Annotated in this window: 11 protein-coding genes; 8 read left to right on the forward strand and 3 right to left on the reverse strand. The window is 63.4% G+C overall.

Features of this window, described 5'->3' with window-relative positions; genetic code table 11:
* Positions 1–139 precede the first annotated feature (139 nt).
* Together BM062_RS03370 and BM062_RS03375 are read right to left on the reverse strand one after the other, a co-directional pair.
* Positions 140–1,090, reverse strand: coding sequence for a LysR family transcriptional regulator (locus BM062_RS03370; RefSeq protein ID WP_092393135.1), 951 nt, complete (start codon positions 1,088–1,090; stop codon positions 140–142).
* Between the two features lie 65 nt (positions 1,091–1,155).
* A complete protein-coding gene (locus tag BM062_RS03375; RefSeq protein ID WP_092393138.1) occupies positions 1,156–2,145 on the reverse strand; it encodes a flavin reductase in 990 nt (329 codons plus the stop codon).
* A gap of 150 nt (positions 2,146–2,295) precedes the next feature.
* Between BM062_RS03375 and BM062_RS03380 the strand changes: the two genes are divergently transcribed.
* The 5 genes from BM062_RS03380 to BM062_RS03400 all read left to right on the forward strand — a co-directional run bounded on the left by BM062_RS03380 (position 2,296) and on the right by BM062_RS03400 (position 10,641).
* On the forward strand, positions 2,296–3,099 hold the full coding sequence (locus BM062_RS03380) for a TatD family hydrolase (protein ID WP_092393141.1): 804 nt from the start codon (positions 2,296–2,298) through the stop codon (positions 3,097–3,099).
* Positions 3,100–3,121: 22 nt separating this feature from the next.
* Positions 3,122–5,533 (forward strand): DNA internalization-related competence protein ComEC/Rec2, encoded by a 2,412-nt coding sequence (locus tag BM062_RS03385; RefSeq protein ID WP_092393144.1) that lies wholly within the window; start codon positions 3,122–3,124, stop codon positions 5,531–5,533.
* Positions 5,534–5,852: 319 nt separating this feature from the next.
* Entirely contained in the window at positions 5,853–7,211 is a 1,359-nt protein-coding gene (locus BM062_RS03390; RefSeq protein WP_371326545.1) for an amidase, read from the forward strand.
* Between the two features lie 92 nt (positions 7,212–7,303).
* A complete protein-coding gene (locus tag BM062_RS03395; protein ID WP_092393150.1) occupies positions 7,304–8,143 on the forward strand; it encodes an alpha/beta fold hydrolase in 840 nt (279 codons plus the stop codon).
* 62 nt (positions 8,144–8,205) lie between these two features.
* Positions 8,206–10,641 (forward strand): penicillin-binding protein 1A, encoded by a 2,436-nt coding sequence (locus tag BM062_RS03400; RefSeq protein WP_092393153.1) that lies wholly within the window; start codon positions 8,206–8,208, stop codon positions 10,639–10,641.
* 75 nt (positions 10,642–10,716) lie between these two features.
* Here BM062_RS03400 and BM062_RS03405 read toward each other — a convergent pair whose 3' ends face one another.
* On the reverse strand, positions 10,717–12,363 hold the full coding sequence (locus BM062_RS03405) for an isovaleryl-CoA dehydrogenase (RefSeq protein ID WP_092393156.1): 1,647 nt from the start codon (positions 12,361–12,363) through the stop codon (positions 10,717–10,719).
* Positions 12,364–12,573: 210 nt separating this feature from the next.
* On the opposite strand from BM062_RS03405, the gene BM062_RS03410 reads away from it, so the two are divergent.
* The 3 genes from BM062_RS03410 to recR all read left to right on the forward strand — a co-directional run bounded on the left by BM062_RS03410 (position 12,574) and on the right by recR (position 15,792).
* A complete protein-coding gene (locus tag BM062_RS03410) occupies positions 12,574–14,682 on the forward strand; it encodes a DNA polymerase III subunit gamma/tau (RefSeq protein ID WP_092393159.1) in 2,109 nt (702 codons plus the stop codon).
* An 86-nt stretch (positions 14,683–14,768) separates the two neighbouring features.
* Positions 14,769–15,089 (forward strand): YbaB/EbfC family nucleoid-associated protein, encoded by a 321-nt coding sequence (locus tag BM062_RS03415; RefSeq protein WP_014006791.1) that lies wholly within the window; start codon positions 14,769–14,771, stop codon positions 15,087–15,089.
* 106 nt (positions 15,090–15,195) lie between these two features.
* Positions 15,196–15,792: a recombination mediator RecR gene (recR, locus tag BM062_RS03420; protein ID WP_175500867.1), complete on the forward strand. Its 597-nt coding sequence runs from the start codon at positions 15,196–15,198 to the stop codon at positions 15,790–15,792.
* Positions 15,793–15,817: the final 25 nt, after the last annotated feature.

Genomic DNA, 15,817 nt, shown 5'->3' on the forward strand with positions numbered 1-15,817 from the left:
CAGAGTGAAGTTTCTGCAAAAGGCGCGCAGAAAGTTCACTCTGACCCCAGTTAGCTGCGTTTGTTAATCGCACAGGAAAACCGGGCAAGGGCATTGTCATGTTTTATGAAGCGCTCAACAGGCGCCGCTGTAGCGATTCTTAGATTGCCGCGAAGGGCAATTCCAGCGGTTCAGAAGGCAATCGGGCGATCTCCGGCCCCCAGTTCAGCGCGAATTCGGAAGCGGTTTCCTGGGCGATGCTGGCAATGGTTTCAGTCAATGCATTTTCCGGATCGTTGCGGAACGAAGCCATCAGCAGCAAGGCCGGGAAATCGGCATCCACGCGCAGCAGCTGCAGGCTGCCGTCGTTGAGCTCGCGCTGGATGATCGCCGGCGGCACCACGGCGACGCCGAAACCATCGCTGACCAGCCGTATCATGGTCGCCACCGAGGTGATGCAATTGATGTGCAGCGAACCGCGTTCGCTGTTGGAAAACAGCCGTTCGATGATGGTGTGCGGCCCCGAATTGCGGGCGAAGCTGACCAGCGGGAAAGCCGCCAGGTCCGACAGGCTCAGGGTTTCGCTGCCGATCTCCAGCTTGCTGCTGCCGACCCAGCGCATCGGCAGTTCGCACAGCTTGAGATTGCGGATGTTCGGCGCGATCACCGGTTCCGCCTGCAGCACCAGGTCGAGGTCGCCCTTGCTGAACTGCTCGCGCAGGTGGATGGTGGTGTCGCTGGCGATTTCGATTTCCAGTTGCGGAAACAGCTTGTGGATGCGGCCGATCAGGTCCGGGAACCAGCTGTGCACGATCGATTCGATCACGCCTATGCGCAACACGCCGGAATAATTGTCGCGCGCCGACATGTCGTCCTTCATTTCGCGCATCAGCTTGACGATGCGCTCGGCATACACCAGCGCCTTGCTGCCGTCGGTAGTCAAGGCCACCTCGCGCGCGCCGCGGTCGAACAGGCGCACGCCGAAATCCTGCTCCAGCGTAGCGATGCGGCTCGATACCGCGGCCTGGGTGGTGTGCAGTTTTTCCGCCGTCAGCCGGAAGTTCTTCAATTTCGCCAGCCAGACGAAAGTTTCGAGGAAGCGGATGTTCATCGGTGCCGTCGGCTATCCATCAGTGGGATTCCAGTGTAGCGCATCGGCGGGGCCCTGGCGGCGCCTTATTCGCCGGGAAGCTTGCCGTCGTCGGTCAGCGCAATGAAACGCCGCAGCAGGGTGCGCAGGGCGATGGTGTCTACCGCGCCCAGGCTGTCCAGCAACGCCAGTTCGGTTTGCTTGCCGGCATTGGCGATTTCCTGCGCCAGGGCCTGGCCCATGGCAGTCAGGTAAAACAGTCCGCGCTCGCTGCGTTCGCCCTGGTCCAGCACGACTTGCAGCAGGCCGCGCGCCGTCATGTCGTCCAGCACATTGATCAGCGGCGTGTGGCCGGCGTAGACGAACAGGCGGTTCAGTTCCGCCAGGCTGCGGCCGTTGCGCGCCGCCAGCGTGTTCAGTACGAAAAACTCGGCGTCGTTCAGGCCCTGCAGGGCGCCGAATTCGCGCAGTTTTCCATATAAGTGGAAATAGGCGCTGCCGAGCAGGTAGCTCATCGAATTCTCGTCGAAGCTGTCGGAGGCGGCGGTGGCCTTGATCAGCGCTTCGGCTTCATCGGCCAGTTCCTTGCGGGTGGCGACGGCGTAATTGCCGCGCTGGTATACCAGCGGCGCGATGTCGGAATGTTCGAAGTGCATGACTTCGCCGACCATGATGATGTGGTCGCCGCCGTCGTAGCGGTAGGCGGTCTTGCATTGCATGCGGGTGGTGCAGCCGTCCAGCAGCGGCGCGCCGCCCATGCCGGTTTCCAGGTCGAGGCCGGCGAACTTGTCGTGCGCGCGTTTGCTGAAATGGGTGGCCAGCTGGTCCTGGTCGTGCGAGAGGATGTGCACCGCCCAGTATTCGGCGGCTTCGAAAGCCGCCAGGCTGTTGGACGACTTGGACAAGCTCCACAGCACCAGCGGCGGATCGAGCGAGACCGAGTTGAAACTGTTGGCGGTCACGCCGACCAGCTTGCCGTCGGCCTGGCAAGCGGTAATGATGGTAACGCCGGTGGTGAAGGTTCCCAGCGCGTTGCGGAACTCGCGCTGGTCGAACGGGGTGGACGGTTTGGACATCTACATTGCTTTCTGACAAATACTTTTTGGCATCATGTTATCAGGCTCTGGCTCGGAGCGAGGGGGATTGTTTATCCCGTTGCTTATATTGGCCAAAGTCAGCCCATGCTAGGATGGCAATCTATCAATTCCTTTTGAAAAGACCTGCCGATGTGGATAGACACCCATTGCCATCTGGACGCCGCTGAATTCGGCGGGGAACAGGCGCAGGTGCAAGCCGCGACAGCGGCGGCGCAGCAGGGCGTCGATTGGATCGTGATCCCGGCAGTGGAGCGCGCCAATTTCGCCACGGTGGCAACGCTGGCCGCGCAGCTGCCCAATTGCACCTATGCGCTGGGCATCCATCCGCTGTACGTGCCGCAGGCCGAGGAGGCTGACCTGCTGGCGCTGCGCACGGCGATCGCCGGGGCAATCGCCGATCCGCGTTTTGTGGCGATAGGCGAAATCGGCCTCGATTTTTTTGTGCCCGGCATGGACAGCGGCCCCTTGCGCGAAAAGCAGGAGCATTTCTACGTCGAGCAATTGAAGATGGCGCGCGATTTCGACTTGCCGGTATTGCTTCATGTGCGGCGCTCGCAAGATATCCTGCTCAAGCATCTGCGCCGGATCAAGGTGCAGGGCGGCATTGCCCATGCATTCAACGGCAGTTTCCAGCAAGCCGAAGCCTTCATCGGGCTCGGCTTCCGGCTCGGTTTCGGCGGCGCCATGACGTTTACGCGCGCGCTGCAGATCCGCCGGCTGGCGGTCCAGCTGCCGCTGGCGGCGCTGGTGCTGGAGACCGACGCTCCCGACATGTCGCCGGCCTGGCTGCACCCGCAACCGAACCAGCCGCAGCAGATCCCGCGCATCGGCGCCGTGCTGGCCGAGTTGCGCGGCATGGCGCTGCCTGACCTGGCGCAGGCAACCGCCGCCAATGCCTGCGCGGCCTTGCCGCGCCTGGCAGCGCTGGCTTAAGTAGCGCCACGGCGCGGCGGGCATGCGCAGCGCCGTGGTTGGCCTTGTCCTCGGTGTTGGTTTTTTGCAAACCCAGGCGGCATTGCTTGCGGTCTGGCTGCTATGTTGCTTGTTGGTGTCGGCATGGTTGCCGGCTGCGGCTGCCCGTAAAACCCGCAATCCCTATCTCGGACCGGTTGCGAACCTGCTGGCCGGCATGCTGTTCGGTTTTGCCTGGGCCGGGCTGTTCGCGCAATATTATTTAAGGCATGAGCTGACGCCGGCATGGGAAGGGCGCGACATCACCGTGGTCGGCACGGTTGACAGCTTGCCTTCCTATTCCGAGAGCGGCGTCCGTTTTACTTTTGCCGTTGAAAAAGTGCTGGACCAGGACGGCGAAGCGCCGCTCGTTCCGCCGCGCCTGGCGCTGGGCTGGCATCAAGAGGAAAATGACGAAGTGGTCCGGCTCCAGGCGGGCGCACGCTGGCAGTTGACCGTGCGCCTGAAACGTCCGCACGGCAACGCAAATCCGCTCGGTTTCGACTATGAAGCGTGGCTGCTGGAGCGCAACCTGCGCGCCACCGGCTACGTCCGTTCCGGGCAACAGAACCGGCAGCTGCAGGCATTCGTGTTCAGCCCGGGCAACCTGGTTGAAGTACTGCGCAGCCGTTTGCGTGAACGGATCCTGCAAGCCTTGCCCGAGCACCGCTACGCCGGTGTGCTGGTGGCGCTGGCGGTGGGCGACCAGCGCGCCATCGAGCAGTCCGACTGGGAAGTCTTCAACCGCACCGGCGTCAGCCACCTGGTCGCCATTTCCGGCCTCCACATCACGATGATTGCCGGCATGTTCGCCGTCATTGTTTCAGCGCTGTGGCGTCGTTCCTTTTTCACTGGCGCGGCCTTGCCGCTGCTGCTGCCGGCGCAAAAAGCGGCAGCGTTGGGCGGCGCGCTGGCGGCCCTGTGCTACGTCGCGCTGGCCGGCTTCGGCATACCCGCGCAGCGTACCCTGTACATGCTGCTGGTGACTGCGCTGGCTTTGTGGAGCGGACGCATCGCCAGCGTGTCGCATGTGTTGTGCGCGGCGCTGGCGCTGGTCTTGCTGGCCGATCCCTGGGCGCTGCTGTGGCCGGGATTCTGGCTGTCCTTCTGCGCGGTCGGCGTGATCCTCTACGCCAGCGTCGGCCGCAGCGTGGCGGTTGCGGTCCAGGGACAATCGCTGCTGGCGCGTTGCCGGCACGGTTTGAAGGCTGCCGGCTCTACCCAATATGCGGTGACCATCGGTTTGCTGCCGCTGACGGCCTTGCTGTTCGGCCGTGTCTCGCTGATCGGTCCGCTTGCCAATGCGCTGGCGATTCCGCTGGTCGGCCTGGCCGTGACGCCGCTGACCCTGGTCGCCAGCGTGCTGCCGGCGCCGCTGTCGACCTGGCTGTGGCGCGGCGCGCATGCGCTGGTAGAACTGCTGGCGGTCTTCCTGGACTGGTTGAGCGGTTTGCCGTTCGCGGTATGGCAGGCGCCGTTGCCGCAGGCATGGACTTTTGTGCTGGCGCTGCTGGCTACCCTGTGGCTGCTGGCGCCGCGCGGCTGGCCGCTGCGCTGGCTGGCGCTGGGCGGCTGGCTGCCGCTGCTGCTGGACCAGGGCAGCCGTCCCGGTCCGGGGGAAATGTGGGTCACTGCGCTCGATGTCGGCCAGGGCATGGCGGTACTGGTGGAGACTGCCGAACATCGCCTGCTGTACGACAGCGGTCCGTATTATTCACCTGCATCGAATGCCGGCAGCCGCGTCGTCGTGCCTTACCTGAGGGCGCGCGGCATCGCGGCGCTGGATGCGCTGCTGGTGTCGCATGCCGACAATGACCATTCCGGCGGCGCATTGTCGCTCATGGGCAGCATCAAGGTGGGCACGGTGTATTCGTCGCTGACGCAAGATCATCCGATCGCCAGGGCGGCAACCGTTCACCAGCGCTGCCACAGCGGCCAGGCGTGGCAATGGGGCGGCGCCAGCTTCGAAATGCTGTACCCGGACCTGGAGCATTATCCGGCGCCGGCGAAGGCAGCAAAAACCAAGGCGAATACGCTCAGCTGCGTCCTCAAGATCAGCCACGGAAAACATGCCATCCTGCTGCCGGGCGATATCGAAGCAGCCCAGGAAAAGCAGTTGGCCGCCAGCCACGCGGGGCAGCTGAAATCGACGGTGCTGCTAGCGCCCCACCATGGCAGCGGCACGTCATCGACAGCCGCGTTCCTGGCGGAGGTCGAACCTCAAATCGCCTTGTTCCAGGTCGGCTACCGCAACCGTTTCCGTCATCCGAAACAGCAGGTGCTGGAGCGCTACCAGGACCTGGGCATCGCCGTCTTGCGTAATGATGCCGACGGCGCAATCATGCTGAAATTCGGCGAGACCGTGATTGCCGATACCTATCGTGAGCAGCACCGTCGCTATTGGTACGGCCGTTAACCCGGCGCGCCGTCACTTTTTCCAGACAACCGCCCCGATCGTGTGCGGATTTCCATCCGTTTCGATCCGTGCCTCGGTTTGCCAAGCCATGGAAAAACGCTATTTTTCATGTGCTTACCGTGTTATGCCGGGATGGCACAGCATGTGCTTGATGATCAAAGACGAGAATCTTCGCATCTCGTTCAATAAATTTAAAAAGGGGAGACAAATGGACAATCAGCGCCGCAATTTCTTACAGAAAGCCGGTGGGTATGCAGCCCTTGCAGGACTCGGTACGGTAGCGCCACAGGTGTTTGCGCGGACTACCGGCGGCATTTCCATGGGGAAATTATCCATGGTGGAAATGTCGCATCGGCTGGCGGCCGGCTCGCTGAGCAGCCGCCAGCTAGTGGAAGAAGCGCTTGCCGCCATCGGCGATCCACAAGGTGAAGGCGCGCGCGCTTTCATGACGGTGTATGCCGAACAGGCGCGCGCGGTTGCTGCCGAGATCGACGCCCAACGCCGCAAGGGAGTGATTGCCTCGCCGATCGCAGGCATCCCGATTTCGATCAAGGACCTGTTCGACGAAGCGGGCCAGACTACCTTGGGAGGCTCCACGGTCCTGGTCGGCCAGCCCGCCGCGCTCCGCGATTCGGTTGTCGTGGCAAGGCTGCGCAAGGCTGGCGCGGTCATCATCGGACGGACCAATACGGTCGAATTTGCCTATACAGGCCTTGGCATCAATCCGCACTACGGCACACCGAAAAACGTATACGACCGTGCCACCGGCCGCATCCCCGGCGGCTCGACATCGGGCGGCGGCATTTCGGTAGCCGACGGCATGGCTGCCGGCGCCATCGGTACCGATACCGGCGGCTCGCTGCGCATCCCGGCGGCGCTCAACGGCCTGGTCGGTTTCAAGCCGACCCAACGCCGCGTGCCGCTCGACGGCGTGATGCCGCTGTCGACCTCTCTGGATTCCGCCGGTCCGATCGCCTGGAGCGTCGCAGACTGCGCATTGCTTGATGCGGTGCTTGCCGCGGAAACGGTGCGCGCGCCTGACGCGCCGTCACTGCGCGGATTGCGTTTTGCGGTGCCGAAGACTTTCTTCCAGAACGATTTGTCCGAGCCTGTGGCGCGCGCGTTCTCGAGCGCTCTGGAGCGGCTGTCGGCGGCAGGAGCGACCATCGTTGAATTGCCGATGGCCGAATTTGCGCAGGCTCCGAACATCAACCCGCGCGGCATGATCACCGCGTCCGAGGCGTATGCCTGGCACCGGAAATATATCAAAGACGGCGCTGACAAATACGATCCGCGGGTGCTGGCGCGCATCAAGACCGGGGAGGCCATCAGTGCGCCCGACTATGTGCAACTGCTGGCGCTCCGGCGCGACTTCATCCGCTCGATCAATCAGGCTGCGGCAGGCTATGACGCGATGCTGATGCCGACCACTCCCGACATCGCGCCGCCCATCGCCGACGTGCTGAAAGACGATGAAAGTTACTACCGCATCAACGGACGGATGCTGCGCAACCCGTCGGTGGTCAACCTGTTCGACGGCTGCGCGCTCTCGGTGCCATGCCACCAGGCGGGAGACGCGCCGGTCGGCCTCATGATTGCCGGCATCCAGAATACGGACCACCGCATTCTCGCGGTAGGACACTCGATAGAGGCGGTTGTCGCGCCGCGCCGCAGCTGACTCCTGAGCGCCGGCTCTAATATTCCCTTTGGCGCGCGGCTGCTTTCGGTTTTAAATGAGACCCCATCGCAACAGGTTTTTTTGTCTTATTTATGATTGACGCTATTCGTCCGATTTTGCATTTCATCCACGGCAACAGTTTTCCGGCAGGGACTTACCGCCAGTTCCTTGACTTCCTGGGGTACGACTACGATGTCCGTTCGCTCGATATCCACGCCCATAATCCCAAATACCCGGTCACCGACGGCTGGCCGGCGCTGGTGCAGGAACTGATCGATGAACTGGCGGCGCGTTATGAACAGCCGGTAATCCTGGTCGGCCACTCGATGGGCGGCGGCCTGGCCCTGCTGGCGGCGCAACAGCGGCCGGACCTGGTCAGCTGCGTGGTGATGCTGGATACGCCGGTGGTGGTCGGCTGGCGCGCCAGCCTGCTGCGCGGCGCCAAGGCGCTGGGGCTGGACAAGCGGGTGTCGCAAGCCCGGTTTTCCGTCAAGCGGCGCAACCTGTGGCCGAGCGCGGAAGCCGCCTACCAGCATTTCGCCGGCAAGCAGGTGTTCGCCAACTGGGCGCCCGAAGTGCTGCGCGACTACATCACCTACGGACTGGAAGAGGAGCAGGGCAATGTGGTCCTGCGTTTCCGGCGCGATATCGAAACCGCCGTTTACCGCACTCTGCCGCACGACATGGGCAATGTGCTGAAACACGGTTTCCCGGTGCCTATCGGTTTTGTCGGCGGCGTCGATTCGGTCGAATGCCGGCAGGCCGGGCTGGACGCCACCAAACGCCTGGTCGGCAAATATTTCAGGCAAATCCCCGGCGGCCACCTGTTCCCGATGGAAACGCCGGAGCTGGCGGCGGCCACCACGCGTCAGATGATCCAGTCCCTGTTGGGGCAGCGGGATCCCGGGCCGTCGATTCGTAACAATTCGTAGCCATTCGAGGTCCGCTCCCCGGCATGTTGTAGGATACAGGGCTATTTCCATCGAATATTGCTATGTCATCAACAAAGAAAATCCAGCAAGACACAAACAAGTCCCACTCCAGCCCGGCCGGGAAAAACGGCAAGGGCAGCGTGGCCCATGCGCTGCTGCTCACCATCGGCGGCCTGGTGCTGGCGGGGGTGGTGATTGCCGGGTTGCTGGTGACATATGCGCTGGTGGTCATGACGCCGCAGCTGCCGGCGCTGGACGCAATCACCGACTACCGGCCCAAAGTGCCGTTACGCATCTACACCGCCGACCACGTCCTGATCGGCGAGTTCGGCGAAGAGCGGCGCAGCCTGGTCAAGCTGGACGACATCCCGGCCGACATGAAGAATGCGGTGCTGGCGATTGAAGACGCGCGCTTCTACCAGCACGGCGGCATCGACGTCATCGGCATCCTGCGCGCAGGCGTGGCCGACATCTTGCATGGCGGCGCTTCGCAAGGCGCCAGCACCATCACCATGCAGGTCGCGCGCAACGTTTTCCTGTCCAGCGAAAAAACCTACTCGCGCAAGATCTATGAAATCCTGCTGGCCTACAAGATCGAGACAGCGCTGAGCAAGGACCAGATCCTTGAGGTTTACATGAACCAGATCTACCTGGGCCAGCGCTCATTTGGTTTTGCCGCCGCTGCGCGCACTTATTTCGGCAAGGACCTGAAGGACATCACGCTGGCGCAGGCGGCGATGCTGGCCGGCCTGCCGAAAGCGCCTTCCGCCTACAACCCGGTGGTGAATCCGAAGCGCGCCAGGATCCGCCAGGAATACATCCTGAAACGCATGCGCGACCTGGAATTCATCACCCAGGAACAGTACGACCAGGCGCTGGCGGAAGATATCCAGGTCAAGACCAAGGGCAACAACTACAGCGTGCATGCCGAGTACGCCATCGAAATGGTGCGCCAGATGCTGTATGCGCAATTCAAGGAAGACACGTATACCCGCGGCTTGAGCGTCACCACCACTCTCAACGCCGCCGACCAGCAGGCAGCATATGACGCGGTACGCAAAGGCGTGATGGATTACGACCGCCGCCACGGCTACCGCGGACCGGAGGCCACTATCGAGCTGCCGGCCGGCGGCGACGAGCGCGACCAGGCGATCGAAGACGCGCTGCAGGACAAGCCCGACAATGACGACATCCTGCCCGCCGTGGTGCTGGGCGCCGATCCCAAGCAGGTGCAGGCGATGCTGCGCAACGATACCGTGGTCACCATCAGCGGCGAGGGATTGCGTCTTGCCGCCTCGGCCTTGGGTGCGAAAGCCGGCAAGAACCTGAAGATCCAGAAGGGCTCGGTGATCCGCGTCATCAATACCGCCAAAGGCTGGCAGATCACGCAGTTGCCGCAAGTCGAGGCCACCATGGTGTCGCTGACGCCGCAAACCGGCGCCATCCGTTCGCTGGTCGGCGGTTTCGATTTCAACCAGAACAAATTCAACCATGTCACCCAAGCATGGCGCCAGCCTGGTTCGACCTTCAAGCCGTTCATCTACTCGGCTGCGCTGGAAAAGGGTTTCGGACCGGCCTCCATCATCAACGACGCACCGGTGTCTTTCCCCGGCGCGCCTGGCCAGGGACCGTGGGAGCCGAAGGACGACGACCAGCCTGACGGCCCGATGCCGCTGCGCACCGCCTTGCAGCGCTCAAAGAACCTGGTGTCGATCCGCCTGCTGGATGCGATCGGCGTCAAGTACGCGCAGGAATTCGTCACCAGCCATTTCGGTTTCGATCTCGACAAGACCCCGCCTTACCTACCTTTGGCCCTGGGTGCCGGGCAGGTGACGCCGCTGCAGCTGGTCGGCGCCTATGCAGTACTGGCGAACGGCGGCTACCGTGTCAATCCCTACCTGATTTCGCAGGTGACCGATTCACGCGGCGCCGTATTGACCAAGGTCGAACCGCAGGTAGCAGGCCAGAACGCCACGCGCGTGCTCGATGCGCGCAACAGCTACATCATGACCAGCCTGTTGCAATCGGTGGCGCAGCGCGGCACCGGCGCCGGCACCAACATACTGCGCCGCAGCGACCTGGCCGGCAAGACCGGTACTACCAACGATGCCTTCGACGGCTGGTTCGCCGGTTACCAGAACAGCCTGGTGGCGGTGGCCTGGATGGGCTACGACCAGCCGAAGAGCCTGGGCAGCCGCGAATTCGGCGCGCAGCTGGCGCTGCCGATCTGGACCGAATACATGGGCCGCGCCCTGCGTGGCGTACCTGAATACCAGATGCCTGTGCCGGCCGGCGTCACCACCATCAACAATGAGTTTTATTTCGACAATTTCACGCCGGGCAACGGCTTCATCGCTTCGCTGGGGCTGGGCGCCGGCGCGAGCGGAGCGCCGGTCGAAATCGGCCCCGATGGGACGCCTTTGCCTGCCCCTGCGCCGCAAACCAATCCGCAGGAAGACGAGAAGCAGAATATCCTGAAGCTGTTCGGCGGCCATTGACCGCTTAGCGGCGGCCGAAAAAAAACCGTCAATGCCCGGCAAGGGCATTGGCGGTTTTTCTTTTGCGGACGGCGCCTACTGCAGCCAGGTCCGCTGCAGAATCTGCTGCTGCAGGTGCGGCGCTGCCAAGGTCCCGTAAACACGTCCGCCCATCGCCTCGCCGCGGCTGGCGATGAAGGCTTCGGCGATGATGGCCGGCGCGTGCTGCAGCATCAGTGCGCCCTGGACCGTCAGCACCAGGCGCTGCACGAAGCGGCGTCCCAGCATTTCGCGCTGCTCGGCCGGGGTCGCCAGGTCCTTTTGCAGTTCGTCCAGCATGTTGCGCAAGCCGGGGTGTTCGCGCGCCGTTTCGGCCAGCTGCGCCAGCAGCAAGCCGAATCCGGCCGGCTCGCGTTCGATCGCGCGCAGCACGTCCAGGCACATCACGTTGCCCGAACCTTCCCAGATTGAATTGACCGGCGCTTCCCGGTAAAAGCGCGCCATCGGACCGGTTTCAACGTAGCCGTTGCCGCCCCAGACTTCCATGCATTCGCCGGTGAATTCCAGCGCCCGCTTGCAGATCCAGAATTTGGCGGCGGGCGTGACGATGCGGCGCCAGGCGCGCTGCAGCGGATCGTCGGGCTGTTCGAAAGCGCTCGCCAGCTGCAGCATCAGCAGCGTCGCCGCCTCGCTTTCCAGGGCCAGGTCGGACAGCACGTTTTGCATCAGCGGCTGCTCCGCCAGGCGGCGGCCGAAAGCGCTGCGGTGGCGCGCGTGGTGCAGCGCCTGCACCAGCGCCTGGCGCATCAGGCCGGCGGAACCGATGACGCAGTCGAGGCGGGTGTGGTTGGCCATTTCGATGATGGTCGGGATGCCGCGGCCTTCGTCGCCGACCATGATGCCGAAGGCTTCCCGAAACTCCACCTCGCTGCTGGAATTGGAGCGGTTGCCGAGCTTGTCTTTCAGGCGCTGTATCTGCACCGGGTTCTTGCTGCCGTCGGGGCGCCAGCGCGGCACAAAAAAGCAGCTCAGGCCCATCTCGGTGCGCGCCAGCACCATATGGGCGTCGCACATGGGCGCCGAAAAAAACCATTTGTGGCCGGTCAGCTGGTAACCGGCGCCGCGTCCGCCGCCGCCTTCCAGCGGGATGGCGGTGGTGGTGTTGCTGCGGACGTCGGAACCGCCTTGTTTTTCCGTCATGCCCATGCCGACCAGGATGGAATTCTTGTGCTCCAGCGCCAGGTCGCGGCTGTCATGTTCGCATGACAACAGTTTTGCCTGCAGGGCGGCAAACAGGGCCGGTTCCTGCTGCAGGACCGGGATCGAGGCGAACGTCATGGTGGTCGGGCAGAGCGATCCGGCTTCCAGCTGGGCATGCAGGAAATAACCGGCGGCCCGCGCCACGTGGCTGCCGCCTTGCGGCTTGATCCAGGGCAGGGCGTGCAAGCCTTCGCGGCGCAGCATGCCTAGCAAGGCATGCCAGGCCGGATGGAATTCGACGGCGTCGATGCGGTTGCCGAGGCGGTCGAAGGTATTCAGTTCCGGCTGGTGGCGGTTGGCCAGTTCGGCCAGCTGCCAGCTTTCCTTGCTGCCGAGTTCGGCGCCGTAGCGCGCCAGCTGGTCAGCATGCCATTGGCCGTGCAGGCGCTGCACGCCGGCCTGCAGGATGGTATCGTCCAGGTACAGGTTGTTGCCATACAATTCAGGCGCCTGGTTGGTGACTTCGTGGGTTTGCCCTTGCATGAGCGGTCTCCTGGTTTTATGGGGCTGTTCTATCTGACTTTACCCCTTGTCTCAGCTCTCTGGAAGGTGTTGTCGAGCAATTATCTAGAGGCTGTCTTCAATCGGCTGGCCATGCGCCGGAATGGCGCCGAGTTTAAAAACTGTGCGGGCTGCGTCTGTCAGGTAAAATGCTGTTTGTATTTCACAACCTGCCGCCCCTATCCGCTGCCTATGTCCTACCAAGTTCTCGCCCGTAAATATCGCCCCAGAAGCTTCGATACGCTGGTCGGCCAGGAACACGTCGTAAGGGCCTTGACGCACGCTTTGGAGCAACAGCGCCTGCACCACGCCTACCTGTTCACCGGCACCCGCGGCGTCGGCAAGACCACGTTGTCGCGGATCCTGGCGAAATCGCTCAATTGCATCGGCGCCGACGGCAACGGCGGCATCACCGCGACGCCGTGCGGTGTGTGCGAAGCTTGCGTGGCGATCGACGCCGGACGTTTTGTCGACTATATCGAAATGGATGCGGCCTCGAACCGCGGCGTCGACGAAATGGCGCAGCTGCTGGAACAGGCTGTGTATGCGCCGTCCAACGCGCGCTTCAAGGTCTACATGATCGACGAAGTGCACATGCTGACCAACCACGCCTTCAACTCGATGCTGAAGACGCTGGAAGAGCCGCCCGAACATGTCAAGTTCATCCTGGCCACCACCGATCCGCAGAAAATCCCGGTAACGGTGCTGTCGCGCTGCCTGCAGTTCAACCTGAAACAGATGCCGCCCGGCCATATCATCAGCCACCTCGACAATATCCTGGGCCAGGAACAGATCGAATTCGAAACCCCGGCCTTGCGCCTGCTGGCGCAGGGCGCCCACGGTTCGATGCGCGATGCGCTGTCGCTGACCGACCAGGCGATCGCCTATGCCGCCGGCAAGGTGACGCTGGAAGCGGTGCAGGGCATGCTGGGCGCGCTTGACCAGTCCTACCTGATCCGCGTGCTGGATGCGCTGGCGCTGAAAGACGGCCCCGGCTTGCTGGCGGTGGCCGACGACATGGCCAGCCGCAGCTTGTCATATAGCGCGGCGCTGCAGGACCTGGGCACGTTGCTGCACCGGGTCGCGCTGGCGCAAAGCGTTCCCGCGGCCCTGGCCGAGGATTTGCCGGAACGGGAAGAAGTGATCCGCCTGTCGGCCTTGTTCGATGCCGAAGAAGTACAGCTGTTCTACCAGATCGCCGTGCACGGCCGCAATGAACTGGGCCTGGCGCCGGACGAATACGCCGGTTTCTCGATGACGCTGCTGCGCATGCTGGCCTTCCGCCCGCAAGCCGACGGCAGCACCGTGACGCCGCCGCCGGCCAGCCGCCCGCGGCCGCAGGTCAGCGCGGCGCCGGCAGCAGCGGCGCCCGCATCGAGGCCAGCGCCGCCGCCAGCCCAGGCAGCGCCGGCCGCCGCCCGCTTGAGCAGCGCTCCGCCCACGCTCAGCACCAGCGCGCCGGCAACGCCTCCCGCCGGCAGCGGCGCCATGAGCCCGGCCAGGGCGGCGTTGGAAGCAGCGCGCGCGGCGTCTTCCCGCAAAGGCGGCGCACCGGTGCGGCCGCAACCTAGCCAGTTACCTGCGGCGCAGGTCAGCCAGCCGGCCGTGGCGGCCGTGGCGGCCGTAGCGGACGCCAAACCGGCAGCGCCGATCTACGTTCCGCAAAATTCGTCGGTGCCGCCTTGGGAAGAAGAGATCCCGTTGCCCATGGATTTGCCGGATACCGAATTTTCCAGTTCGGCGGCTGAAAAAAAAACTGAATCGTACGCACCATCCGCTCCGCAGCGGCCATCTCCCGCCAACGGCGTAGCGGGCAACGGCCGCCAGGCTGCGCGCGCCGAAGCCGTGGCGCCGCAACCGGCCGCTCCGGCGGAACCGCTGCCGCCGCTGGTGCTGCAACCCGATCCGAACCTGAACTGGGACGGCAACTGGCCGCTGCTGGCCGCCACCCTGGCGGTGCGCGGCGTAGCGCATCAGCTGGCGCAGCAGAGCGAACTGATCAAGTCCGACAGCAGCGGTGCGGCGGCCCAGTTTTATCTGCGGATTCCGTTCGATACCTTGCGTTCGGCCGGCAGTGTTGATAAGTTGGAGGCTGCGCTGGCTGAACATTTCGGCCGGCCGGTCAAGGTGGAAACGGAGCTTGGCCAGGTCCGCCATACGGCCAATGCGCAGGCCATGGCGGCGCAGGCCGAACGGCAGCGCCTGGCGGAGCAGACCGCAAAAAACGATCCCTTCATCCAGAGTATGGTGCGCGAATTCGGCGCTTCCATCGTACCGGGATCGGTCAAGCCCCTGGGTTGAAACGGCAAGCAGCAGGGCGCGCCGGCATGACGCCGGGCGCCATTTGAAACACCGGTTAAATAATCTGTTTTTATAGGAGAAGCACCATGATGAAGGGCCAACTGGCAGGGCTGATGAAACAAGCCCAGGCAATGCAGGACAACATGAAGAAGATGCAAGACCAACTGGCCTTGATCGAAGTCGAAGGCGAGTCGGGCGCGGGCCTGGTGAAAGTCGTGATGACTTGCAAGAACGCGGTCAAGCGCGTGGCGATCGACGCTTCGCTGCTGGCTGACGACAAGGACATGCTGGAAGACCTGGTAGCCGCCGCTTTCAACGATGCAGTGCGCAAGGCGGAAGCGCTGTCGGCTGAAAAGATGTCGGGCCTGACCGCCGGCATGCCAGCCGGCTTCAAGCTGCCATTCTGACCAACCGCTGAGGTTGACCGGATTCATAAGCGCTGCACGGTTCAAGGTTCGTGCAGTGTTTCGCAGGTAATGAAACGCAGGTAATGAAACTTAATAACACCATTCTGTGAAAATTCCTTCCAGTCTTGCCTTGCTCACCGAAGCCTTGCGTCATCTGCCCGGCGTCGGTCCGAAGTCGGCTCAGCGCATGGCTTACCACTTGCTGCAGCATGACCGCGACGGCGCCGCGCTGCTGGGACGGGCGCTGACCCAGGCGGTCGAGCAGATCCATCATTGCGCGCTGTGCAATACCTTCACCGAGAACGAGGTGTGCGAAACCTGCCTCGATCCCGAGCGCGATCCAGCCTTGCTGTGCGTGGTGGAAACGCCGACCGACCAGCTGATGATCGAGCAGACCCTGACTTTCAAGGGGCTGTATTTTGTCCTGATGGGGCGCTTGTCGCCGCTGGATGGCATCGGTCCGAAAGACATCCAGCTGGAGAAACTGATCAGCCGCGCTACCGACGGCGTCGTCACCGAAGTGGTGCTGGCCACCAATTTCACCAACGAAGGCGAGGCCACCGCCCACTACATCAGTGAAACCATGAAAGCGCGCGGCCTGCAGGTCAGCCGCCTGGCGCGCGGCGTGCCGGTGGGCGGCGAGCTGGAGTATGTCGACGCCGGCACCATCGCGCGCGCCATGCTGGACCGGCGTGCGACCTGACAGACCGGAGCGCCATGCCAAAAAA

Source organism: Collimonas sp. OK412 (genome assembly GCF_900112135.1).
GTDB classification, from domain to species: Bacteria; Pseudomonadota; Gammaproteobacteria; order Burkholderiales; family Burkholderiaceae_D; genus Collimonas; species Collimonas rhizosphaerae.